Annotated in this window: 20 protein-coding genes, 1 pseudogene and 1 riboswitch; of the genes and pseudogenes, 4 read left to right on the forward strand and 17 right to left on the reverse strand. The window is 65.5% G+C overall.

Going from position 1 to position 22081, the window contains the following annotated elements:
- Positions 1 to 4 precede the first annotated feature (4 nt).
- From ACVJ19_RS23420 to ACVJ19_RS23460, 9 genes and pseudogenes are all read right to left on the reverse strand, one after another.
- Entirely contained in the window at positions 5 to 1111 is a 1107-nt protein-coding gene (locus ACVJ19_RS23420) for a DUF917 domain-containing protein (RefSeq protein WP_453951392.1), read from the reverse strand.
- Positions 1108 to 1794, reverse strand: coding sequence for an AroM family protein (locus ACVJ19_RS23425; protein WP_453951394.1), 687 nt, complete (start codon positions 1792 to 1794; stop codon positions 1108 to 1110). The genes ACVJ19_RS23420 and ACVJ19_RS23425 overlap by 4 nt, the downstream gene beginning before the upstream one ends.
- Before the next feature lie 2 nt (positions 1795 to 1796).
- A complete protein-coding gene (locus tag ACVJ19_RS23430) occupies positions 1797 to 2873 on the reverse strand; it encodes an ABC transporter ATP-binding protein (RefSeq protein ID WP_453951395.1) in 1077 nt (358 codons plus the stop codon).
- Positions 2870 to 3934, reverse strand: coding sequence for an extracellular solute-binding protein (locus ACVJ19_RS23435; RefSeq protein ID WP_453951396.1), 1065 nt, complete (start codon positions 3932 to 3934; stop codon positions 2870 to 2872). The genes ACVJ19_RS23430 and ACVJ19_RS23435 overlap by 4 nt, the downstream gene beginning before the upstream one ends.
- Before the next feature lie 28 nt (positions 3935 to 3962).
- Positions 3963 to 4823, reverse strand: coding sequence for an ABC transporter permease (locus ACVJ19_RS23440; protein ID WP_453951398.1), 861 nt, complete (start codon positions 4821 to 4823; stop codon positions 3963 to 3965).
- A gap of 7 nt (positions 4824 to 4830) precedes the next feature.
- Entirely contained in the window at positions 4831 to 5706 is an 876-nt protein-coding gene (locus ACVJ19_RS23445) for an ABC transporter permease (protein ID WP_453951399.1), read from the reverse strand.
- Positions 5703 to 6485, reverse strand: a complete 783-nt coding sequence (locus tag ACVJ19_RS23450; protein ID WP_453951400.1) for an IclR family transcriptional regulator — start codon at positions 6483 to 6485, stop codon at positions 5703 to 5705. Before ACVJ19_RS23450 ends, ACVJ19_RS23445 begins: the two co-directional genes overlap by 4 nt.
- 179 nt (positions 6486 to 6664) lie before the next feature.
- Positions 6665 to 7291, reverse strand: coding sequence for an alpha/beta hydrolase (locus ACVJ19_RS23455; protein ID WP_453951402.1), 627 nt, complete (start codon positions 7289 to 7291; stop codon positions 6665 to 6667).
- A pseudogene (locus tag ACVJ19_RS23460) lies at positions 7288 to 8228 on the reverse strand (ring-cleaving dioxygenase). The gene ACVJ19_RS23455 and the pseudogene ACVJ19_RS23460 overlap by 4 nt, the downstream one beginning before the upstream one ends.
- 129 nt (positions 8229 to 8357) lie before the next feature.
- Here ACVJ19_RS23460 and ACVJ19_RS23465 point away from each other — a divergent pair.
- Together ACVJ19_RS23465 and ACVJ19_RS23470 are read left to right on the forward strand one after the other, a co-directional pair.
- Entirely contained in the window at positions 8358 to 9287 is a 930-nt protein-coding gene (locus tag ACVJ19_RS23465) for a LysR substrate-binding domain-containing protein (RefSeq protein ID WP_453951405.1), read from the forward strand.
- 319 nt (positions 9288 to 9606) lie between these two features.
- Positions 9607 to 10083, forward strand: a complete 477-nt coding sequence (locus ACVJ19_RS23470) for a hypothetical protein (protein WP_453951406.1) — start codon at positions 9607 to 9609, stop codon at positions 10081 to 10083.
- Between the two features lie 169 nt (positions 10084 to 10252).
- On the opposite strand, the gene ACVJ19_RS23475 is transcribed toward ACVJ19_RS23470, so the two are convergent.
- The 6 genes from ACVJ19_RS23475 to cobU form a co-directional block, all read right to left on the reverse strand.
- On the reverse strand, positions 10253 to 11212 hold the full coding sequence (locus ACVJ19_RS23475; protein ID WP_456739431.1) for a c-type cytochrome: 960 nt from the start codon (positions 11210 to 11212) through the stop codon (positions 10253 to 10255).
- Positions 11213 to 11390: 178 nt separating this feature from the next.
- Positions 11391 to 14171, reverse strand: a complete 2781-nt coding sequence (locus ACVJ19_RS23480) for an ATP-binding protein (RefSeq protein ID WP_456739432.1) — start codon at positions 14169 to 14171, stop codon at positions 11391 to 11393.
- Positions 14168 to 15211 carry an ABC transporter substrate-binding protein gene (locus tag ACVJ19_RS23485; protein WP_453951412.1) on the reverse strand — a complete coding sequence of 348 codons (1044 nt, stop codon included), beginning with the start codon at positions 15209 to 15211 and terminating at the stop codon, positions 14168 to 14170. Before ACVJ19_RS23485 ends, ACVJ19_RS23480 begins: the two co-directional genes overlap by 4 nt.
- Positions 15212 to 15747: 536 nt before the next feature.
- Positions 15748 to 16380 (reverse strand): 5,6-dimethylbenzimidazole synthase, encoded by a 633-nt coding sequence (gene bluB / locus ACVJ19_RS23490; protein ID WP_453951413.1) that lies wholly within the window; start codon positions 16378 to 16380, stop codon positions 15748 to 15750.
- 4 nt (positions 16381 to 16384) lie between these two features.
- A complete protein-coding gene (cobS, locus tag ACVJ19_RS23495) occupies positions 16385 to 17167 on the reverse strand; it encodes an adenosylcobinamide-GDP ribazoletransferase (protein ID WP_453951415.1) in 783 nt (260 codons plus the stop codon).
- On the reverse strand, positions 17164 to 17667 hold the full coding sequence (gene cobU, locus ACVJ19_RS23500) for a bifunctional adenosylcobinamide kinase/adenosylcobinamide-phosphate guanylyltransferase (RefSeq protein ID WP_453951416.1): 504 nt from the start codon (positions 17665 to 17667) through the stop codon (positions 17164 to 17166). Before cobU ends, cobS begins: the two co-directional genes overlap by 4 nt.
- 121 nt (positions 17668 to 17788) lie before the next feature.
- Between cobU and cbiB the strand changes: the two genes are divergently transcribed.
- Positions 17789 to 18730, forward strand: a complete 942-nt coding sequence (cbiB, locus tag ACVJ19_RS23505; protein ID WP_453951417.1) for an adenosylcobinamide-phosphate synthase CbiB — start codon at positions 17789 to 17791, stop codon at positions 18728 to 18730.
- Between the two features lie 11 nt (positions 18731 to 18741).
- Positions 18742 to 19707, forward strand: a complete 966-nt coding sequence (gene cobD / locus ACVJ19_RS23510) for a threonine-phosphate decarboxylase CobD (protein ID WP_453951418.1) — start codon at positions 18742 to 18744, stop codon at positions 19705 to 19707.
- Here the strand turns inward: cobD and ACVJ19_RS23515 are convergent.
- On the reverse strand, positions 19696 to 21144 hold the full coding sequence (locus tag ACVJ19_RS23515) for a cobyric acid synthase (protein ID WP_453951420.1): 1449 nt from the start codon (positions 21142 to 21144) through the stop codon (positions 19696 to 19698). The genes cobD and ACVJ19_RS23515 overlap by 12 nt on opposite strands.
- Positions 21145 to 21149: 5 nt before the next feature.
- On the reverse strand, positions 21150 to 21785 hold the full coding sequence (gene cobO, locus ACVJ19_RS23520; RefSeq protein WP_453951422.1) for a cob(I)yrinic acid a,c-diamide adenosyltransferase: 636 nt from the start codon (positions 21783 to 21785) through the stop codon (positions 21150 to 21152).
- Positions 21786 to 21824: 39 nt separating this feature from the next.
- Positions 21825 to 22044, forward strand: a riboswitch (cobalamin riboswitch).
- Positions 22045 to 22081 lie beyond the last annotated feature (37 nt).

Genomic DNA, 22081 nt, shown 5'->3' on the forward strand with positions numbered 1-22081 from the left:
GATCTTAAGCTCCGACTGCTGCGGGCGAGAAGAGGGAACGGAAGTCGAGGTCGTAGCCGAAGGCGCGGGGGCCGACGAATTCGAGACCGCGGGCGCTCGTCAGCACCGGCGGCGCCGGCAGCGCCACGACGGTGACGCGCTGGCCGTAACGGATGGTCTCGGTGCCGATGCCGTGGCCGTTGACGCTGTCGAGCACGCAGATCAAATCGGGCGAGGTCGCGATCGCCTCCTCGTCGCGCCAGGCCACGATCCATTCGTTCTGGAACGAGAGTTTTAGCTTTGTGCCGCGATCCGCGTCGCTGCCGTCCACCATCGCTGTGCCACGCAGGAATCCCTCGGTTGTCCGTCGCGCAACGTCAACAATCTTGCCGGTGAAGAGCTTCTTGCCGCCCTCGGTCGCGAGCAGCGCCGCGATCGGATCCTCGTGGCGGCGGTTCGCCTCCTGCACGGCGCGGCCGATGCGGATCGCCTTGGTGGTGGTGAAGTGGATGCCCCAGTCCTTGACCTCGCGGCCCGTGCGCGGCGCCTTGCTGGTGGAGGCGATCGAGCCCATCTCGACGCAGATCTTGCGGCTCGCCCGCTCCATCCACTTCCAGCTCGGCACCTTGGTGACGACGGCCTCGATGCCGCGGGGATCGTACAGCGTGCAAGGGTAGGGGCGCAGGCCACCGATCGCGACCGAGGTCATCTGCGCCTCGGGGAAGGCGCGGCCCATGCAGTCGGCATCGACCACGGGGATGGCGAGGTGGGCAGCCGCCATCAGCGCCTGCACGCCGTTGCCGCCGCCGATCTCCACCGACATCACGGCGCGGAACTTGATGTTGTTGATCTCCTCCTGCATGCGCACGGCGCGCGCGATGTTGCGGCTGTCGGCAAGGCGTTCCTGTCCGACCAGCGGCGCGCCCATGTTCGAGACCACCGCGACCCAGTCCTCGTCGTCGAGGTCGAGCGGCGACATCAATTGCACGCGATGGCGGTCGGCATAGAGCCGGCGCAGATTGAGCAGGCCGAGATAGGGACTGCCGCCGCCGCCGGTGCCGAGGATCCAGGCGCCGACCGCGAGCGCCTCGATCTCCTCGAGGCTGATCGTCTTCAATTCCACTGTGCTCACGACACCAGCTCCTCGACGATGCGGGCCGCGGCGGCGATGCCGAGGATCACGGGGCCGGGATAGGCCTTGCGCACGCGCGCCTTGTTGGCGCTGGTGTAGCTGATGCAGTCCATCACCACGAGATCGGGCTCGAGGTCGGCCATCGTGCGCGCGGCTTCGTCGACGGCGGCCTCGCTCGAACCGGGGCGCAGCGTGATGCCGACGACCTCGACGCCGTCGCGCTGCCATTTCTTGTCGATCAGCGCGGTCTGTTCGGGCAGCGGCGAGAACACGCCGAGCCGTCCCTTCGGCAGCACGGCCTCGACGAGATTATGCAGGATGGCCGAGGGCAGGATGACGAGGCCGTCAGCCGCGAGGTTGGGGAATTTGCCGGTGCACGCCATTAGCGTCACGCCGGCGCCTTCATGCTTGAAGCGCGTGATCTGCTGGCTCGCGCGCCGCTCCACTTCCTTCTTGCTGATGGTGACGCCGTCGCCGTTCGGCAGCAGCGTGAACAGCGTGTCGTATCCGTCCATCGGCGGAATGGCGTCGATCTCGGCGCGGCTCATGCCGTCGAGCGCACCGCGCAGCTCGATCTGGATGCCCGGCGACAGCACGGCCGAGATCTCGGCAGCGACGGTCGGGCGCGGGCTCTGGCCGATCACGACCACTCCGATGCGCTGGTGCTTCAATGGCATGTTCATGTCTAGTCCTTCAAGACGACGAGATCGGCCGGTGTCCATTCGAGCGTGACGCCGTTGCCGGGAACGAACAGGCGGCTCGTGCCTGCATTGGGTTGTTGCACGAGGACGCGATGGCCGCCCTCGAGCGTGATGCGGTAGAGCACGGCGCCGCCGAGGAAGTTGGTGTTCTCGACGATGCCATGGGCGGAGCTGCCGGCTGTGGTGTCGGCCCCAGCGCGCGGGATGAGCCGAATCTTTTCAGGACGCAGCGCGACCGAGAGCACGCCGGTGCCCTGCGCCTCGGCGGGCGGCAGCGCCAGGATCAGGCCCTTGCCCACGTCGAGGCTCTGGCCTGCGGCAGTGCGCTCGCCGCGGAAGATGTTGGTGTCGCCGATGAAGTCGGCGACGAAGCGCGTCGTCGGCTGGTTGTAGATTTCCGTCGGCGTGCCGACCTGTTCGACGCGGCCGCCGTTCATCACTGCGATGCGGTCGGACATCGCGAGCGCCTCTTCCTGGTCGTGGGTGACGAAGACCAGGGTGAGGCCGAGCTTCTTCTGCAGCTGCTTGAGCTCGAACTGCATCTGCTGACGCAGCTTCTTGTCGAGCGCTCCCAGCGGCTCGTCGCAGAGCAGGACGCGCGGCGCGATCACGATGGCCCGCGCGAGCGCGACGCGCTGCTGCTGGCCGCCGGACAGCTGGGCGGGGCGGCGATCTTCCAGGCCGGACAGCTCGACCATGGCGAGGGCCGCCTTCACCTTCGCTGCAATGTTCGCCTTGTCGAGCCCACGCATGCGCAGGCCGAAGGCGACGTTCTCGGCCACGGTCCGATGCGGGAACAGCGCGTAGTTCTGGAACACCATGCCCATGTCGCGCTTATGTGCGGGCACATGGGTGATGTCGGCGCCGTCGACCCGGATCGCACCAGAGCTGGGCGTCTCGAAGCCGGCGATCATGCGCAGCGTCGTGGTCTTGCCGCATCCGGAGGGGCCGAGCAGGGAGAAGAACTCGCCCTGCCGGATGTCCATCGCGACCGCGTCCACTGCGCGCACGCCGCCGTCATAGACCTTGCTGACGCCGGCGATCTCGATCGATGCGCTCATGCGCGGAAGATCCGGTTGACGCGCTGGTCGATCTCGTCCTTGCGCTCGTTGTACCACTTCCAGTCGACCTGGATCAGCTTGGAGACCTTCTCGGGCGTGGTGAGCAGCTTGGCGTCGTACTTGGCGTCGAGTTTCACCTTCTTGTTGGCCGGCGAGTACCACACGGTCTCGGCGAGGCGCTTCTGCACCTCGGGGCGGAGCATGTAGTTCACATAGGCGTTGGCGAGTTCCTTCATCTTGCTGCCGGGCGTGATGGTCAGAACCTGCTCCAGCGACAGCACGCCTTCGCTCGGCGAGACGAAATCGGTCGGCTGGTTCTGGCCGTCATAGCGGTAGATGCCGGAATCGTGGATGACGCAGAGGCCGACTTCGCCGGACAGCAGCATCTTCTCCATCGCGCCGGTGAAATCGACGATCTTGATCGGCTTCAGCTTCTCCAGCGCGGTGTAGGCCGCGTCGAGATCGGTCTGGCCCTTGCCGAACAGCGTGCCGCACATCATCAGGAAGGCCTGGCCGAGGCTGTTGACGGGAATGACGTAGCCGCCGCGGACGCCGTTGTACTTCGCGTCCCACAGCTCCTTCCAGGAGGTGATGGGGCCGTAGCCCTTGTCGGTGCGAAGGCCAAGGCCGATGGCGCTGGTGAAGATCGAGACGCCGACGATCTTGTCGCTGACCGCGTAGGGATAGACGTCGGCGAGATTCGGCACCAGCTTGGGATCGATCTTCGGCTCGACCAGGCCCATCTCGGCGGCAGCCCACTGCTCGTTGGAGTTGGTGTGCAGCACGTCGTAGATCGGCGCGGAGCGCGAGCTCGCCTGCAGCTTCGGCAAGTATGGGAAGGCGGAATCGGTCTGGAGCTTGCACTTGAACTCGCTCTCGAAGGCGGGGCCGATCTCGGCCTTCATGATCTCACCCCACTTGCCGCCCCAGCCGGTGATGCGCAGCGTCGGATCGTCGGCGCGCGCGACGTAAGGCGCGGCGATCGTGCCGATGCCGAGCGAGGCGCTCGCGGTCAGAAAGCGGCGGCGACTGAGCCGTGACGATCCCAGAGCTTTCATCATGTGTCGATTCCTTCGTTGGAATGAGCGGTTACAATTTGACGTAGGAGCGCAGGCCGACCGTGCGGTCGAGCCCGATGACGACGACAAAGGCGAGCACGATCGAGACCACCGAGGCGGCGCCGATGGTGCCGTCCAGATCGAACTTCAGGTAATTGAACAGCGTGACCGGCAGCGTCTCGTTGCCCGGCGAGACCAGGAACAGCGACACCGGGAACTGGTCGAACGAGACGATGAAGGCGAAGATCGCGCCCGCGAGCACACCCGGTTTGATCAGCGGCAGCGTCACCTCGAAGAAGGTGCGCACAGGGCTTGCTCCGAGATTTTGTGCGGCTTCTTCCAGGCGCGTGTCAAAATTATGCAGCACGGCGAGCGTGGTGCGCACCACGTAGGGCAGTGTCACCAGCGTATGGCCGGCAACGAGGCCCCAGGTCGGGCGGCCCACATCGAGCAGTACATAGGTCTGGAACAGCGCAAGACCCGTGAGGATCGCCGGCAGCATCAAGGGCGACAGCATCGTGGCCACGATCAGCCGCGTGCCCGGCAGGTTGCCGCGCGCAAGCGCCAGCGCTGCCGAAGCGCCGAGGATCGTTGCGGACAAGGTGGTGAGCACGGCGACTTCGAGACTGAAGCCGAGTGCATGCATGAAATCGCGCGAGGCGAAGAATTTTTCGAACCAGCGCAGGGACACACCGACCGGCGGAAACTGGATGAAGGGCGTCGGGTTCAACGCGAACACGACCACGATCGCGATCGGCGCCAGCAGGAAGATCAGGATAGCGATGTTGATCGCGAGATAGAGGTAGCGGCCGTAGTACCTGGCAGGCCCTGGCGTGCGCACAGACACAGTCTGCTGGGCCGCGGGAAGCGATGGCGAGGCCGTGGTTTGCATCACCGCCTCACTGCAATTCGCGCTGGCCGGAGACGAGGCCGAGCGCGCGGTTATAGGCGATGACGAGCATGAGCGAGATCACGAGCAGCACGATGCCCAGCGCAGCGGCGAAGCCGACGTTGAAGTTCGCCGAGATCTGCTGGTAGATCAGGATCGGCAGCGTCATGATCTGGAAGCCGCCGAGCAGGATCGGCGTGACATAGGCGCTGATCGCCAGCGCGAAGACCAGCAGCGAGCCGGCGAGGATGCCGGGCAGGCTGAGCGGCAGCGTCACCTCGAGGAAGGCGCGCAAGGGGCTGGCTCCGAGATTTTCGGCGGCCTGCTCCAGCCGCTCGTCGATCCGGCCGATCACGCCGGTCAGCGTCAGCACCATGAAGGGCACGTAGATGTGGACGAGGCCGACCACGATGCCGGTCTCGGTGTACATCAGCTTCAGGGGCTCAGAGATGAGGCCGAGCGACATCAGGGTCTGATTGACCACGCCCTTGTCGGAGAGCAGCGTCATCCAGGCGAAGGTGCGCACCACGATGCCGGTCAGCATCGGCGCCAGCACGGCCATCAGCAGCAGCGCGTGCCCGGCGCGGCTCTTGATGCGCGCCATCCAGTGCGCCAGCGGATAGCCGATCAGAAGCGCAACCAGCGTGGTGACGAGCCCGATCCGGATCGTGGTCCAGATCACTTCGAGATAGTAGGGATCGCCGATCATGCGGGCATAGTGGCGCGTGGTGAAGGCCACCTTCGGCATTACCACGGGATTGCCGGTGAGCACGCTCATCAGCGCCATCAAGCCGATCGGCAGGAAGAAGAACAAGGCAAACAGCAGCGCGCTCGGCAGAATGAAGAGCGCAAGGCCGTTGGGGCGCGTGCTTGCGGTGCTGCTCATCGCGTCCCCGTCCGGATGCGGGCGGCGTCCTGATCGAGCGGGTCGCCGGTCAGTCGTCTTAGTTTTGCGGCCATGGCCGCAAGCTCGCGGCGGACATTGGCGCGCTCGGCGGCGGTGGTCGCCTGCACCGAATAGGACACCGCGATCCCGATCATCTCGCCGGTCTCGCCGCTCTTCAGCGCAAAGCCTTGCGAGCCGACGCCCTCGATGGATTCATCGGCCGCCTCCGACACGCCGGTGCGGCGGATCTCGTCGAGGCGGGCGATCAGCTGCTTGAAATTCTGCGGCGAGTTGCGCGGCAGCTTTGGATAGGTCGCGGGCACGCGCGCGCGGATGTCCTCATCCGAGAGGCGGGCCAGCATGGCGCGGCCGTTCGAGGTCGCGAGCGCCGGCGTGCGTTGGCCGGGCGGATTGACAACGCGCAGGGGATTGGAGCCCGGTACGATGCGGAGCACGACCTGCTCAAAGCCATCGAGCACGGCGATGTAGCCGGTGTGCCCGGTGCGCGCGCAGACCTCGCGCAGCTCGCGCTCGGCCATGCTGATGAGATCGTCATGGGCGCGGTGCAGCCGGCCGAGCTCGAAGGTGAGCAGGCCCGGCCGATAGCGGCGGGTGTGCGGGTCCTGCTCGAGCAATCCGCAGTCGCGCAACGAGCGCAGCAGCCGCGAGGTCGAGCTCTTCGGCTTGCCCGTCAGCGCCATCACGTCCGCAAACGACAGATCGGGCCGCGCGCTGGAGAAGCAGCGGAGGATCTCGATGGCGTTGGTGAGAGCGCTCATGAAGGCTGGCCCAAGGTAGTTCCAAATTTCGGAACCTTGTCCCAAATTCTAAGCCTAGCGCGGAAGCGGGCAAGCGGAAATTTCCGGCAGCGTGGTGCCCAATTGCGCAGATGCGGCGGAAGGTCGCTTGTTGGAGCGAAAGCGGCGCACCGGCGAGACGGTGCGCCGCGTCTTGTGGATCAGGCCGCTTCGGCGGCCACGTTGCCGATCCAGTTGCGGGCGAGCGTCACGTCGGCCTGCGACAGTTGATGGCCGGCGGGCAGGACCTTGTGCGTCACGCCGGCGCCTGCTTGCGACAGCAGCGCTGCCAGCCGTGCCGAGTTGCTCGCGGGCACGATCGGATCGGCCTGCCCGGACAGGAGCAGGATCGGCTTGCCGCCGAGCTGTGTCTTCGGCGGATCCGACAGCGGCACCATGGCACGCAGCAGGATCGCGCCTGCAAGCGCGTCCGGCTTCAGCAGCAACAGCGCCGCCGCGATATTGGCGCCGTTGGAAAAGCCGACCGCGACTGGCGCGGCGATGCCGTAGCGTTGCCGCGCCTCCGTAACGAAGTCGCCGAGCTCGTGCGCGCGGCGGCGCACATCGTCTTCGTCGAACACGCCCTCGGCGAGGCGGCGGAAGAAGCGCGGCATGCCGTGCTCGAGCACGCGGCCGCGCGGCGAGAGCAGGGCCGAGCCGGGCGATATCAACTTGCCGAGGCCGAGCAGATCGTTCTCGTCGCCGCCGGTGCCGTGCAGCAGCAGGAGCGGAGGGGAGCCCGCGCTGGTCGCGGGCTCGAAGCGATGGATGAATGCACTCTCGGTCATGACACGCTCTCTTCCAGGCTCGGCAGCACGTCCTCGATCTGCTTGCGATGCTGTTCGAGGAAGCTGGGCAGCTTCAGGTCACGTCCCAGCGTCGCGACGGGTTCGTCGACGGCGAAACCGGGGATATCGGTCGCGATCTCGAACAACACGCCGCCGGGTTCGCGGAAGTAGATCGAGCGGAAGTAGTTGCGGTCGCGCTGCTCGGTCGGGTGCAGGCCGTGATTGCTCACGAGCTTTTGCGCCATCTGGCCCTGCTCGGCATCGTCAGCCGCGCGGAAGGCGATGTGGTGGACGGAGCCGCCGCCCTGATGCCCGCGCAAAAAGCCCTTGGCCTCGTAGATGTCGACGACGCTTCCCTCGACATCGCCGGATGCCTTGAAGCGGATCACAGAACCTTCGCGTCCCGTCTCCTTGAAGCCGAACACGTCGGTAAGAATGGCGGCCGTCTTCGCCGCGCTGTCGAGCAGCAAGGTCACGCCGTGGAAGCCGCGGATCGCGTGCTCGGCCGGGACGTCGCCATTGCTCCAGCCGGGCTCATTCTCGGCGCCGGGGACGCCGACGAGGGCGAGCGCCATGCCATCGGGATCGGTGAAGGGCAGCACGGATTCGCCAAAGCGCTTCTCAAGCGCCTCGTATGCAATGCCCTTCTCGGTGAAGCGCTGCGTCCAGTAGCCGAGCGAGCGCTGCGGCACGCGGAAGGCGGTCTGATGGGTCTCTCGCCGACGCCGCGGCGGCCGGCCGGCACGCCGGCCCAGGGGAAGAAGGTCAGGATGGTGCCGGGGCGGCCGGTCTCGTCGCCATAATAGAAGTGATAGGTGCCGGGATCGTCGAAGTTGACCGTCTTCTTGACGAAGCGCAGGCCGAGATCCCTGGTGTAAAAGCCGAAATTCCTGATGGGATCGCCGGCGATCGCGGTCACATGGTGCAGTCCAGACATTGTCGTCCTCCAAAGCTCGGGGAGCGGTCTTGCTCTGGCCGGAAATATTGTTCCGCTTTGGATTGGAGACAATCCATGCAATTATGACGGCTATGTCTACGATTTGGAAACAATCGCAGGGGCCAGACCTTGGATAAGGTCGCCAGCCTTCGGGCCTTCGTCAAAGTGGTCGAAAGCGGCAGTTTTGCCGAGGCGGGCCGGCAGTTGCGGCTGTCGCGCTCGGCGATCAGCAAATACATCGCCGACCTCGAGGAGAGCCTCGGCGTCCAGCTGTTGAACCGGACCACCCGCCACGCCAGCCCGACCGAGAACGGCCAGCGCTATTTCGAACGCGCGGTGGTGATCCTCTCGGAGATCGAGGCCGCCGACCAGGCGGTGACGCAGGCGCAGTCGGCGCCGCGGGGTCTGTTGCGCGTCAATGCGCCGATGTCGTTCGGTACGATGCGGCTCGGGCCGGTGCTTGCTGATTTCATGGCGCGCTATGGCGAGCTTCAGCTTCAGATCGTGCTCAGCGATGATCTGCTCGATCCCGTCCAGGACGGTTTTGACGTGACTTTGCGGATCGCGGAGCTGGAATCCTCCAGCCTGATCGCGCGCAGGATCGTGCCTGTCCCGCGCATGATCTGCGCCTCGCGGGATTACCTTGCGCGTCACGGCACGCCAAAACATCCGCAGGATCTGCGCGAGCACGCCTCGCTGACCTACGGCTTCCTGCTCACCGGCAATCAGTGGAAGCTCACAGGCAGCGACGGCGATCACTGGATCCAGCCGGCGTGGTCGCTCTGCGTCAACAATGCCGAAGTGCTGCGCGACGTCGCGATCAAGGGCAGGGGGTTGGCGCTGCTCCCCGAGTTCATCGCTGCTGACGCTTTGAGGAAAGGCGAGCTGCGGACGGTGCTGGACGATTATTCTGCGCCGCCGCTCGCGCTCTACGCGGTCTATCCGCCGACGCGGCATCTGTCGGTGAAGGTACGGTTGTTCATTGACTTCCTGGTCGAACGTTTTGGCCGTGAGGAGGACGAAGGCGGCGGGCGCAGACGTATGGAGGCTAGGCCGTGAACAACGGGTCACAAGTTTGAGATTGATCGACGCCGGCGGAAACGACAAGGTTGTATTCGGCACAGCCAAGTGGAGTGCCACGGGTAAGGACTCCCACGCAGGTGGCCGGATACTATTATACCGTAACGGAACCTGAACTTTCTTCCGATCGCTCTGGACTCATACTTGCGTCCCGGCTTCGCGCCTTAGGACCAGAGAGCTTCAGCCGCTACCGGGGCGTCGCCGAGGGCTCTCTTTCGCGCCGCTGCGAAGAGCGGCGGCATGATGTGTAGCTCGCCGGCACTTCTCGACTTGATTTCAACAAGCGCAGGAGGAGCCTATGCGGAAGTCTCTCATCTTTTTCCTTTCTGGCGTGGCATTGACCGTCGCGGCGTCGACCGCGATAGCAGGCGAACGGGTGCTTGAGTTCAAGCTGATCACGAAGCCGATCGACCTCAAGGTCATAGAGGCCGCAAACGTCGAAGGACAGACGATTGTGTCTGGTAAATTCTTTGGGGTCGCCATCTTCAACGATGGCCGTATCGGAGTAAAAGAGTTCGTCAATAGTTCGGACCTGCTCAAAGGGTCGGGCCCCTTCTTCGGCTATAGCACTTACACGTTCGAGGAAGGCTCGATTACGGCGCGCTACACAGGTTCGGCCAAAGACGGCAAATCAACGGGCGAATACACGATCCTATCGGGCACAGGTGCTTATGCGAACGCCACGGGCACGGGCACAATCGAAAGCGCGCCGAACCCATTCAAAGGCGTCAACCTGCTCAACATAAAGCTCGTCGTTAAAACGTCGGGCTCATGACAACGCAATGTTCACAGGTCCCCGCACGAAGGAAGTCGATCCCTTGTGTGGCGTGTTGGCCCGGCCGGCGGCACATGCCGGCCGGGCGACCTGCTGAAGAACCGACTGGAATCGTGAGATTGATCTACCTCTTGGCCGGCTGACCGTCCCGCACAGCACCCGAAGAACGTTAGTGCTTGAGCGACGCTGAAAAGGCGACCAGCGCGATCATGTCGTCGATGCTGAGATTCTCGACAACCGGTTTCATGAGTTCGCTATTGGCGCCCTTCCGCGCCCCTGATTTGAAGTCATAGAGCTGCCGGAACATGTAGGTGGGCGAACGGGACGCAATCCCTGGCGCGATGGCAGTCCCGTTGAGGTCAGCACCGTGACAGACCCCGCATTGGACGCGCGGATCGCTGTTCGCTGCCAGCGTTCGTCCTTTCTGAACGCTGCCTACCGGGACGTAGGCGATGAAACGAGCACGCGAGTCCCGGCTGACAAAGTGTTCAACGTTTTCCGGTATCTCGATGATGCGCTGACCGATGGGTTCCTTCTCGGTGCCCTCCAGCGGAGCCAGGAACAAGTCTCTCACCTGCGTTTTGGGCACCACCTCGGTCTCTACGACAGCAATATTCGATCTCGGCTTAATGGAGGCGAAATAGGCCGCGGCCTCTCCGAGTTCCTGATCGGTCACGGCTTTGGACAACTTGATCATCAGATCGGTGGCGACGCGAGGCGCCGCGTTCGTGCGCAGGCCGATCTTGAACTCCACCGTTTGCTGAATGATGTATTCGGCGGAGAGGCCAAATAGGCTGGCATTCTCAGGACCGCCCGGTCCGTCTGCCCGATGACAGACGCCGCATGCGAACACCTCTGGCTTTCTTCCCCTTGCCACGATTTCCGGCATTGGTTGATGATCGTCCGGATGCCAGTCGGGCGCGGCGAACAGATCGCGCACTTGCGTGAGTGTAAAACCGGCGGCGCTGTCAGGAACGCGCCTGATCGTACCATCGTCAGGGGTGCGTTGAAAATTGGGCGGGTTTACCGGGTAGGCCCATGCCGGCGGGCCCTCCTGGATCTGCGCACGCGCCCCTGCTGCGGTGAGCAATGCCACCGCGAACGCCCATAGAGCGATCGGAAATCTCATGGCCCTCGACCTCCCAGCGCGTCGGTGAAGCCAGACTGTACTTTCCGAAGGCGATGATCAGGTGCGGCTAACCGACCGCTTGTCGGGCGACGGGACGCCTCAGCTCCTCCGCCACATCGAAAACACCATTCAACGCCCGGGACCCTCAGACGTCAATGCGCAATTCAAGCTGTCGTGGTCAACGGACCCGGTCGCCCCACTGGACTTGATCGTAGGCCTGCAGGATGCGGACAAAATCGGCCATGTAAGTCGACCAAGGGTCGGCTAGCTCCCCGAACACTGCTCGGCCGGCCGGGAGCAGATCGTTCAGCGCACTCATTGACGCCTCTCGAAGCGCGGCGAGTTCGCGGGCAGCAGTCAGGTGCTCAAGCGGTGACATCGCGGGCGCCGCCTGCTCGACCTCGCGGCAGTGCTCGAACAGGCGGACGAGGCCGAGTGCGCCGGCGGCGCTGCCGAGCTGGTGAGCGGATCGGGCGAGCTGCTTGTGGTCGCCGATCGCCGCAGCCTTGGCGACGTCGTCGATCAGCCGTTCGCTCGTTTGCTGCAGAAGCTGATGGAGTTTTGCGATCTGCGCCGCACCGAGCAGCTCTTTCTGGTCGTCGAGGAAATGCCGGTCGATCAATGCGCCCGCCGCGAGCTGCACCGCTGCGGGCTCGTCCTGGGGGTCGTCCTCGATCGCCTCGCGCAGGGCATTGATCAGGATCGGCTTGCTGACGATCTTGGCGATGCCTGCGCCGGCGAGCCGCTCGCGCGCGCTGCTGGAGATGTCGGCCGTGACGGCGATGATGCGCGGCATCTTCGGCAGACCAAGTCTCCCGATCCGAGACGCCGCCTCGACGCCGTCCATGTCAGGCATGTGCAGATCCATCAGGATGACGTCGAACGCCCGATCGCGGGCGAGCTCGATGGCCGATGCGCCGTTCCTGGCGATCGTGGGGTGGTGGCCGAGCCGGTTCAGGATCGCCTCGCCGACCTCGCAATTGACGGGATCGTCGTCGACCAGCAGCACGTTGAGCTGTCGCGACGGCGGCGGAAGCGCGCCTTGCGCAATGCCGCTTGCGGCGCGGCCGAGCGGCACTTCAAGCGTGAACGTGCTGCCTGCACCCGGCGTGCTTTCGACCGTCAGCTCGCCGCGCATCAGGCGCGTGAGGCGCCGCGCGATCGCAAGGCCGAGACCGGTGCCGCCGAACCGCCGTGCAATGCTGTCGTCGGCCTGGACGAAGTCCTCAAAAATTCGCTCATGCATGTCGGGCGCGATGCCGATGCCGGTATCGCGAACGGTGACGTGCAGCAGGACATGATCCTCGAGCTGCTCGGCGGCCGCCGTCAAAGCGATCCCGCCGCGCGGGGTGAACTTGATCGCGTTGCCGATCAGGTTGAGCAGGATGCGGTTGAGCCTGACAGGATCGCCGTGCACGGAGATGTTGACCGTCGCATCGCTGGCGAGATCGAAAGTCAGTCCCTTGTCGAAGGCCTGCGGGCGCATCAGATCGGCGGCGGCCTCGATCAGCTGGTCGAGGCGGAAGTCGCGCGTCTCCAGCGCCTCGGTGCTGGCCTCGAGGCGCGCATATTCCAGGATCGCATCGACCAGTGCGATCAGCGTTTCGCCCGATGCGGCGGCGGTGGCGAGATGGCGCCGCTGCACCTCGCCGAGGCTGCCGTCGTCGAGCAGTTGCAGCACGCCCATGACGCCGTTCAGCGGCGTGCGCAGCTCGTGGCTGACGACGGCAAGGAAGCGCGACTTGGTCTCGTTGGCCTGCACGGCAAGGCTGCGCGCGCGCTCGGCAGCGTCGTGCTCGGCCAGCGCCTGATCGCGCGCCTTCTCGAGCTCGGAGGTCCGCTCGATCACCTTGCCCTCGAGTGTTGCATAGGAGTCGCGCAGGTGAGCGGCCATCCGGTTGAACTGGTCGCCGAGCGCCTCCAGCTCGTCGCCGGTCCTGATCGCGAGCCGCAGGCCGAGATCGCCGCTCCCGATCCGCCGCGCGCCCTGCGTCAGGAGCTGGATCGGCACAGTCATGCGCCGGCTGAGCCAAAGGGACACCAGCACCGCAATGGCAAGCAGGGCGACCAGAAGAAACGTGGAACGTCCGATCGACGCATAGATCGGGGCGTAGGCTTCGCTGAGCGGAAGCTCGACGAACACCAGCCAGCCGAGCGAGGGCACCGTCGCGTAGGTCGATAGCACGCGTTGACCCGACAGGTCCTCCCTGACCAGGCCGCCCGAGGGCGGGCCCACGCCGTCGAGCGCGGCGCGCACGTCCGCATGGCCGGAGAGATCGCTGCGCTGGAGCGCACGCCACAGATCGGGATGCGCGATCAACACGCCCATGCGGTCGACCACATAGGCCTTGCCGGTGTTGCCGACCCTGATCCCGGTGACCAGGTCCCAGATGAAGCGCAGGTTGACCTCGGCGACGATCACGTCAGGAGCGCGTCCGGTGCCGCGCGTGGCGAGCGTCATGAACGGCTCGGTGTCGCCGAAGAAGTAGACGGGGCCGTAATAGGCCCGGCTTTCGTTGGCGCCGCGGAAGGCGGCCGTGGCGGAGAGATCGATCTTGCTGCCGACCTTGTCCGCGACGCGGCCCGACACGCGCACCTGCTCGCGGCCCTGCGCATCGAGCTCGGCAATTTCCGCGATCGCGGGCGAGAGGCGCAGCAGACGGATGGCGTTCAGGCGATCGTCTTCGTTGGTCGACAGCTCCGGAGGCAGGCGCGAGAGCCATCTGATCTGGTTTTCGATCTGGCCGATGAACTGGCCGATCTGGGTGGCCGCGGATGCCGCCTGCTCGCGCTGGATCGCCGCCAGCAGCTGCTTCTGCTCGCGATAGGAGAACCAGACGTCGAAGCCGGTGTTGATGGCGAGCGCGGCAAAGGCGAGGGCAACGATCGAGTAGAGATACTTCCGGAACAGCCGGCCGGGGGGCGTCCGCAAATGTCCCTGGTCGACCTGCTCGTTCACTCGCGGATCTCGTCGGCGCGCGCGAGCAGCGTGAAGGGGATCGTCAGTCCCAGCGTGCGGGCGACCGTGCGGTTGATCAGGAGCTCGTATTTCCGCGGCGATTGCACCGGCAGATCGCCGGCCTTGGTGCCGCGCAGGATGAGATCGACATAGTCGGCCGAACGCACTTCGAGCGTCGGCCCGTAGCTCATCAGCCCGCCGACATCCATGAAATAATGGAACGGATAGATCGTCGGCACGCGATATTTGTCTGCTGCCGCGACGACCGCCTTGCGGTTGACCACGAGGAAGCTGTCGACCAGTGCGACCATCGCCGCTTTGGGCGGTTCGGAAATGCGCCTGACGGCGTCGTCGATCTCCGCGGGCGCGTGGACGGGCGCGGGGATCGCGGACACGCCTGATGCGGCGGCCTCCTGCTCGATCGATTCGAGGAAGAAACGTCCGCCGCGCGGCGTGGTCGCGGGGTTGAACAGGATGCCAACACGCGTGACGTCGGGCACGGCCTCGCGGATCAGCTGTAGCCATTTGCCGCCCATCTCGGCGGTGCTGTTGGTGAAGCCGGTGACGTTGCCGCCGGGATGGGCGAGGCTTTGGACGAAGCCGTTGCCGACGGGATCGTTGGCGGTGGCGAACACGATCGGGATGGTCTTGGTGGCGGCCAGGATGGCCGCGGTCTCGACCGTCGATCCGGTCAGGATCACGTCCGGCTTGAGGTCGAGCAGCTCCTGAACCGCCGCCTTCAGCCGCTCCGGTGGGCCGAAGGTCGAACGGACCTCCAGGCGGAAATTGACGCCTTCGACCCAGCCTCGCTGCCGCAAGCCGACGATGAGGCCGCCGAGGCGCGAGGTCGCGCTGTCGATCATGCTCCGCCTGGTCAGTTCGTCGTCGAGCGGCAATGCCGTCAGCGAGGCGACGATTCGCATGCGATCCGACGTTGCGCCGAGCGTAATCCATCCTGCGGCGGCTGCGCCCGCAAGCCGAAGGACGTCGCGGCGGGCAACCGCCGGCACAGCGCGGGCAGGAGCGGACCGCTCAATCATGAAATGTTTCGCAAAAGTTGTCCCTGACGCTGTGCATATCGCGAAAGGCTAGCGACCACAATTGATGAAAAAAAGCGCTTGTGAATGTTCATTCGCAGCCATGCGCACCCCGATACCGTATGCCTACGCGCCGGGAGAGTCGCTGTTTCGATCGTTGTCTGATCCGTGACGTCCCGTAATGCCTTGTGGCATTGCGACATTTTCCGTCTCGGTCGCGACGACGGTTCGGGGAAGCCGATTTCGTGACTGCCGATTTTGATCCGTTGTTTCAGGTTGTTTTTGAAGGTTTGCGATGCGCAGAATCTATCTTGTTCCGGCCCTTGTCGGTCTCCTCACTCCACTTTCCGCGGGCCCGGTGGCGGCCTAGGCAAGTCATAGCGGAAGGTTGTCTCTCTCCGCCGTCATTGCGAGGAGCCCTTGCGACGAAGCAATCCAGACTACCTCCGCGGGAAGATTCTGGATTGCTTCGCTTCCGCCTTCGCTCTTCGAGCTTCGGCGGACAAGCCGCTCGCAATGGCGGAGGATAGTGCGGCGTGCTAACGCCGCAACGTGAACTCGCCCGCGCCGCGCCGGTGCTCCCATTTCGCCTGCTCCAGCTCGGGCTGGTCGCATTCGACTTCCGGATAGCCGATGCAGAGATAGGCGATGAACTTCCAGGTGTCAGGCACGTCGAGAACGGCGTGGATGCGATCCGGGTTCAGGATCGACACCCAGCCGAGACCAACGCCTTCCGCGCGCCCAGCGAGCCACATTGCGGTGATTGCCGCCACCACGGAATATTCGGTCGTCTCCGGCATGGTCGCGCGGCCGAGGCCGTGGCCGACGTCGCTGGCCTTGTCCGCGAACACGGCAAGGTGGCCCGGGGCCTGTTCGAGACCCGACAGCTTCAGCGTGGCATAGCGCGCAGCGCGTTCGCCGGAGTAACAGTTCAGGGCATCGGCGTTGCACGCCCTGAAATCGTCGATGACGGCGCTACGCCTTACCGCATCGTCGACGATCACGAAGCGCCAGGGCTGACTGAGGCCGACCGACGGGGAAAGACAGGCCGTCTCGATCAGGCGATCGATGGTGCCCTCCGGCAGCGGATCGCTGCGAAAGCGGCGCACGTCGCGGCGCCACACGAACAGCTCGCGCAGGTGCCGGCGGAAGGTGTCGTCGAACTCGACCATGAGATCAGCGTCCCATCTGAAATGCCGCGGCGACCAGCAGGATCAGGATTTCGCCAATCTGCTCGAACGCGCCGAGAATGTCGCCGGTCTGCCCCCCGATCTGGCGGATCGCGAGCCGCGCCAGCAGCAGCCCGGCGAGCGAGATCAAGATCAGGCCGACCAGCGCCTTGCCCGGCCCCAACGCCAGGGCGAGCACGAGCGTTCCAACCGCGAAGGCGATGGCGACGCTGCGGCCCGGCGGCGATCCGGCGCTTGCCGACAGTCCGTCAGGCCGCGCCGGCGGCACCAGCGACATGAAGGCCGGTACGCCGGCGCGGGCAGCGGTGTGCGCGGCGCAGAGCGCAAGTGCGACGGCCGATGGATTGGCAATCGCCGCAAGCGCGCTCCAGCGCAGGCCGAACGACAGGATCAGCGCGCAGACGCCATAAGTGCCGATCCGGCTGTCGCGCATGATCTCGAGCTTGCGCTCGCGCGTGCGGCCGCCACCGAGCCCGTCGGCGGTGTCGGCCAGCCCGTCCTCATGCAGCGCGCCGGTGATGAGGGTGGTCGTGGCGAGTGCAAGCAGGGCGGCAAGGTTCGGTGTCAGTCCGAGGCGGATGGCGACCTTGTAGGCCAGAGCGCCGATAAGGCCGACCAGAAGTCCCGCCACGGGGAGCGCCCAGGTCGCGCGCGCGACGGCGCCGTCAACTGCAGGCTTCGACGGCGCCACGGGGAAGATCGTGACGAACGACGCCGCCATCCTGAGATCGGCAACGAGGTCTTTGAACAGTTCGGCGCGCGGCGTCATTTCAGTTTCATCGGCAGGCCGGCAACGACGAACTCGACCTCGTCGGCGACGGCCGCGATGATCTGGTTCATGATCCCGGCGGCGTCGCGGAAGCTGCGCGCCAGCGCATTGTCCGGAACGATGCCGAGGCCGACTTCGTTGGTGACGAGGACGACGGGGCTGTTGAGGCGGGGCAGGGCGCTGGCAAGCTCTCTCGCTTCACGCTCCCAGTCGCGCGTCGCATGCATGAGGTTGGAAAGCCATAGTGTCAGGCAGTCCACGAGCCTTGCGCCGCCGCCATCAGTTGCGAGCAGAGCGGGCACGAGATCCAGCGGCACCTCGCGCTCGATCCAGTCGGTTCCGCGCCGCGCGCGATGCTTTGCGATGCGCGACTCCATTTCGGCATCGAGCGCCTCCGCCGTCGCGAGATAGACAGGCTGCCCCGGAAAGGCGCGCGCCCGCACTTCCGCCCGCGTGCTCTTGCCCGATCGCGCTCCGCCGGTGATCAGAATGACGGCCATGAAGGTCTCCTGTCGGCAGCACTAATCACCAATCGTAGCCAAAGACAAAGCCGAAATCAGGCCGCCGGGGGCTTGCGCTTACCCCTCGCTTTGCGCAACAGGGGCAGGACAGGAGGTATCGGTGGGTTTTGCGGGCGCGATGGTGGTGGCGATGGCGGTGGATGCCTGTCTGGGCTGGCCGTCCTGGCTGTTCGCGCGGATCGGTCACCCCGTGACCTGGCTCGGCCGACTGATTGGCGCGATTGATGCCGGCTGGAATCGCTCCTCCGATCCGCCAGCACTTCGGCGCGCTGCCGGTGTCGCGGGAGCGCTTTTGGTGATTGTACTTTCCGTCGCACTCGGCTGGATGCTTCAGGGCTGGCTTGCCTCGGGCTGGATCCAGATCGCGCTGGTCGGCGTGCTCGCCTGGCCGCTGGTCGCGCTGCGCTCGCTCCATGATCACGTTGCCGCCGTTGCCGTGCCTTTGCAGGCAGGCGACATCGCCGCAGCACGCGAGGCGGTCTCGCGCATCGTCGGCCGCGACCCGGCGGCGCTCGATGATGCCGGCATCGCGCGCGCGGCAATCGAGAGTCTTGCCGAAAATGCCTCCGACGGCATCGTCGCACCGGTGTTCTGGGGCGCGCTGTTCGGCCTGCCAGGCATCCTCGGCTACAAGGCCATCAACACGCTGGATTCCATGATCGGTCATCGCAATGAACGACACGAGGCCTTCGGCTGGGCCGCGGCGCGCATGGACGATGTCGCAAATTTCATTCCGGCACGCCTGACCGGGTTTCTGTTCGTGCTGCTGGCGCCAAGGCGATCCGAGGCGCTGTCTCGCATGACGCGCGATGCGCGTCGCCACCGCTCGCCCAACGCCGGTTGGCCGGAGGCGGCGATGGCGGGCGCACTTGGCGTGCGGCTCAGCGGCCCGCGCATCTATCACGGCAGCGTCACCGACGAGCCCTGGCTCAACGAAGGCGCGCGCGATCCGCATCCCGCCGACATCGGCGAAGGACTGAACGTCTACCGCCGTGCCATGCTGCTGCTGACGGGCCTGCTTGCGATCCTGGCCTTCGCGTGAAAGAACGGGGCATGCGCGAGCACGGTGGAAATCTCGATCTGGCCCAGCGGCGGTTTGGCGGCCGTGCCGAGGACTGGATCGATCTGTCGACGGGGATCAACCGGGTGCCTTATCCGGTGGGCGAGGTGAGCATGCGCGCCTGGAGTGCGCTACCGTCGAGTTCCGAGATCGATGCCTTGCATCAGGCTGCGCGGCACGCCTACCGCACGAGTGCGGCGCTCGTTGCGATGGGTGGCGCGCAAGCCGCCATTCAACTCTTGCCGCAACTCGCGCCATACGGCCGCGCCCGCATTCTCGCGCCGACCTACAATGAATATGCCGGGGTGCTCTCGGCAGCCGGCTGGGATGTGCAGGAGGTCAGCGAACTCGACGCGCTGGCCAGCGCGGATCTCGCCATCGTCGTCAATCCCAACAACCCCGATGGCCGAAACTATGAGCCAAAGGATTTGCTCGCACTGCTGCCGCGCGTCGGCCGCCTCGTGATCGACGAGAGTTTTGCCGATGCCGCTCCGCATCTGTCGCTCGCGTCGGACGCAGATCGGCCGGGACTGCTGATCCTGCGCTCCTTCGGGAAGTTTTACGGACTTGCCGGCCTGCGGCTAGGGTTCGCGATCGGGAATACCGCCGATGTCGCCAGGCTCGCGGCGGCATCGGGCCCATGGCCGATCTCGGGAGCGGCGATCGCCATCGGCTGCCGCGCGTTGCGCGACGATGCCTGGGCCGAGACCACCTCAGCGCGCCTTGCACGCGACAGCATACGGCTCGACGCGATGGTGCAGTCGCAAGGCTGGGCGCTGATTGGCGGCACGCCGCTGTTTCGCCTTTACGAGACGCCTGACGCGCTGGCCGCACAGGACAAGCTCGCGCGCGCCCATATATGGTCGCGTGTCTTCGTGCAGAAGCCGGCATGGTTGCGTCTCGGGCTTCCAGGCAACGAAGCCGAATGGTCGCGCCTTGCCGAGGCTCTAGCGCGCTAGCGCGAGCAGGCCTTCGACGTCGAGATGCTTTTCGATGTGGTCGGCGAGCGCATCGAGCGCGCTCTCGACCCTGGCGTGATAGGGCTCGTTTCCCGCGGGAATGTCGAGCTTCGCCAGATACGCCTTGCGAAAATCGTCCGACGTGAAGAGGCCGTGCAGGTAGCTGCCCTGCACGCGGCCGTCGCGTGAGATCGCGCCTTCCGGCTCGCCGTTCAAGCTGGCGAACGGACGGGCGCGATCGGGCCCGTCGGTGCGGCCGATGTGGATTTCGTAGGCTTCGATCGGCTGACCGGTCGCGGCGTGTACGGCCGCGACGCGCGTCAGCGTCTTCTGCGGGCTCATCACCGTCTCGACATCGAGAAGCCCGAGACCTGGCGTGTCGCCCGCCGGGCCTTCGAGGCCTTCAGGATCGGCGACGCTGCGCCCGAGCATCTGATACCCGCCGCAGAGGCCGAGCACATGGCCGCCCCGGCGATGATGCGCCAGGAGATCGATGTCCCAGCCCTGCGCGCGCAGGAAGGCGAGATCGCCACGGGTGGATTTTGAGCCGGGGATGATGACGAGACGGACATCACCCGGGATCGCTTCGCCCGGACGAACCATCACGAGATCGACGCCGGGCTCGAGCTTGAGTGGATCGAGATCGTCGAAATTGGCGATCCGCGACAGTGCCAGGCACGCGATCTTGCATTGGCCCGGCTTGCGCGCATCGCTCAGGCCCAGCGCGTCCTCGGCTGGCAGCTCGCCGGCGCGGGCAAACCAGGGCAGGACGCCGAAGCCGCGCCAGACCGTCTTCGCTTCGATCAGCCTATAACCGTCGTCGAACAGCGTGGGATCGCCGCGGAACTTGTTGATGACAAAACCCTGGATCATCTTGGCATCGTCGGGATCGATGACCGCTTTGATACCAACGAGCTGCGCAATGACACCGCCGCGGTCGATGTCGCCGACCAGCACGACCGGAACGTCGGCCTTGCGGGCAAAGCCCATATTGGCGATGTCGGCCTTGCGCAGGTTCACCTCGGCCGGGCTGCCGGCGCCTTCCACCAGTACGAGATCGGCGCGCGCCTTCAGACGCTCAAAACTCTTGAGCACCGCGCCCATCAGCGAGGGCTTCATCGCCGCATACTCGCGCGCACGCGCGGTGGCAATGCGCTTTCCATGCACGACGACCTGTGCGCCGACATCGGTCTCGGGCTTCAGCAGCACCGGATTCATGTCGGTGTGCGGCTCGACGCCGGCGGCGAGCGCCTGCAGCGCCTGGGCGCGGCCGATCTCGCCGCCATCGACGGTGACGGCCGCGTTGTTCGACATGTTCTGCGGCTTGAACGGGAGCACACGCAGGCCGCGCCGCGTGAACGCGCGCGCAAGGCCGGCGACGATGAGCGATTTGCCCACGTCCGAGCCGGCTCCCTGGATCATCAATGCGCGTGCCATCGAAATCAGAACTCGACGCCGGCCTGTGCCTTGATGCCGGAGCGGAACGGGTGCTTCACCAGCGTCATCTCGGTGACGAGGTCGGCAATCTCGATCAGCTCGTCCTTGGCGTTGCGCCCGGTGAGCACGACATGCGTCATCGGCGGCTTCTGTGTGGTCAGGAACTCGACGACCTCGGCGATGTCGAGATAGTCGTAGCGCAGCGCGATGTTGATCTCGTCGAGCACGACCATGCGCAGGCTGGAATCTTGGATCAGCTCCTTCGCCTTCTCCCAGCCGGCGCGCGCGGCGGCGATGTCGCGGGCGCGGTCCTGAGTCTCCCAGGTGAAGCCTTCGCCCATGGCGTGGAACTGGCAGAGGTCGCCGAAATGGCCGGTGAGCAGGCGCCGCTCGCCGGTTTCCCAGGCGCCCTTGATGAACTGCACGACCGCGCAGGGGAAGCCGTGGGCGACACAGCGGACGATCATGCCGAAGGCGGAGGAGGACTTGCCCTTGCCCGCGCCGGTATGGACGATGATGAGGCCCTTTTCGCCGCTCTTGGTCGCCATGATCTTGTCGCGGGCGGCCTTCTTCTTCGCCATTTTCTGGGCGTGCCGGGCGTCGGTTTCCTCGGCCGTTTGGGTATCCGGTTCAGGCGTCATCTGACGGGTCCTTCGGCTTGACAAGAGGCGGCCGGGGGCAAATGGTGGCCCGGCGTTGGTTCCTGTCCTATGACAGGCGAAGAGGGAATGCGATAGGGTCCGAATCGGCAAGATTTGGGTCCAAAATGCAGCCGCCCCCGCGACCGTGACCGGAGAGATGCCCGAAGCCACTGATTCCCACGGGAATCGGGAAGGCGGGGATCGAAGGGCAAAACCCTGCTCCGCAAGCCGGGAGACCTGCCAGCGCGGACGAGTTTTGGACCGGCGGACGGGGTGTTCCGCGACGGGGAAGCGGG

It is taken from the genome of Bradyrhizobium sp. USDA 376 (assembly GCF_054063675.1).

What these genes read in the sequence shown, in the direction of transcription:
- ACVJ19_RS23425 (WP_453951394.1), bottom strand. Translation starts at nt 1,794, where the DNA reads ATGAACATGCCATTGAAGCACCAGCGCATCGGAGTGGTCGTGATCGGC.
- ACVJ19_RS23430 (WP_453951395.1), bottom strand. Translation starts at nt 2,873, where the DNA reads ATGAGCGCATCGATCGAGATCGCCGGCGTCAGCAAGGTCTATGACGGC.
- ACVJ19_RS23435 (WP_453951396.1), bottom strand. Translation starts at nt 3,934, where the DNA reads ATGATGAAAGCTCTGGGATCGTCACGGCTCAGTCGCCGCCGCTTTCTG.
- ACVJ19_RS23440 (WP_453951398.1), bottom strand. Translation starts at nt 4,823, where the DNA reads ATGCAAACCACGGCCTCGCCATCGCTTCCCGCGGCCCAGCAGACTGTG.
- ACVJ19_RS23445 (WP_453951399.1), bottom strand. Translation starts at nt 5,706, where the DNA reads ATGAGCAGCACCGCAAGCACGCGCCCCAACGGCCTTGCGCTCTTCATT.
- ACVJ19_RS23450 (WP_453951400.1), bottom strand. Translation starts at nt 6,485, where the DNA reads ATGAGCGCTCTCACCAACGCCATCGAGATCCTCCGCTGCTTCTCCAGC.
- ACVJ19_RS23455 (WP_453951402.1), bottom strand. Translation starts at nt 7,291, where the DNA reads ATGACCGAGAGTGCATTCATCCATCGCTTCGAGCCCGCGACCAGCGCG.
- ACVJ19_RS23470 (WP_453951406.1), top strand. Translation starts at nt 9,607, where the DNA reads ATGCGGAAGTCTCTCATCTTTTTCCTTTCTGGCGTGGCATTGACCGTC.
- ACVJ19_RS23475 (WP_456739431.1), bottom strand. Translation starts at nt 11,212, where the DNA reads ATGAGATTTCCGATCGCTCTATGGGCGTTCGCGGTGGCATTGCTCACC.
- ACVJ19_RS23485 (WP_453951412.1), bottom strand. Translation starts at nt 15,211, where the DNA reads ATGATTGAGCGGTCCGCTCCTGCCCGCGCTGTGCCGGCGGTTGCCCGC.
- bluB (WP_453951413.1), bottom strand. Translation starts at nt 16,380, where the DNA reads ATGGTCGAGTTCGACGACACCTTCCGCCGGCACCTGCGCGAGCTGTTC.
- cobS (WP_453951415.1), bottom strand. Translation starts at nt 17,167, where the DNA reads ATGACGCCGCGCGCCGAACTGTTCAAAGACCTCGTTGCCGATCTCAGG.
- cobU (WP_453951416.1), bottom strand. Translation starts at nt 17,667, where the DNA reads ATGGCCGTCATTCTGATCACCGGCGGAGCGCGATCGGGCAAGAGCACG.
- cobD (WP_453951418.1), top strand. Translation starts at nt 18,742, where the DNA reads ATGCGCGAGCACGGTGGAAATCTCGATCTGGCCCAGCGGCGGTTTGGC.
- ACVJ19_RS23515 (WP_453951420.1), bottom strand. Translation starts at nt 21,144, where the DNA reads ATGGCACGCGCATTGATGATCCAGGGAGCCGGCTCGGACGTGGGCAAA.
- cobO (WP_453951422.1), bottom strand. Translation starts at nt 21,785, where the DNA reads ATGACGCCTGAACCGGATACCCAAACGGCCGAGGAAACCGACGCCCGG.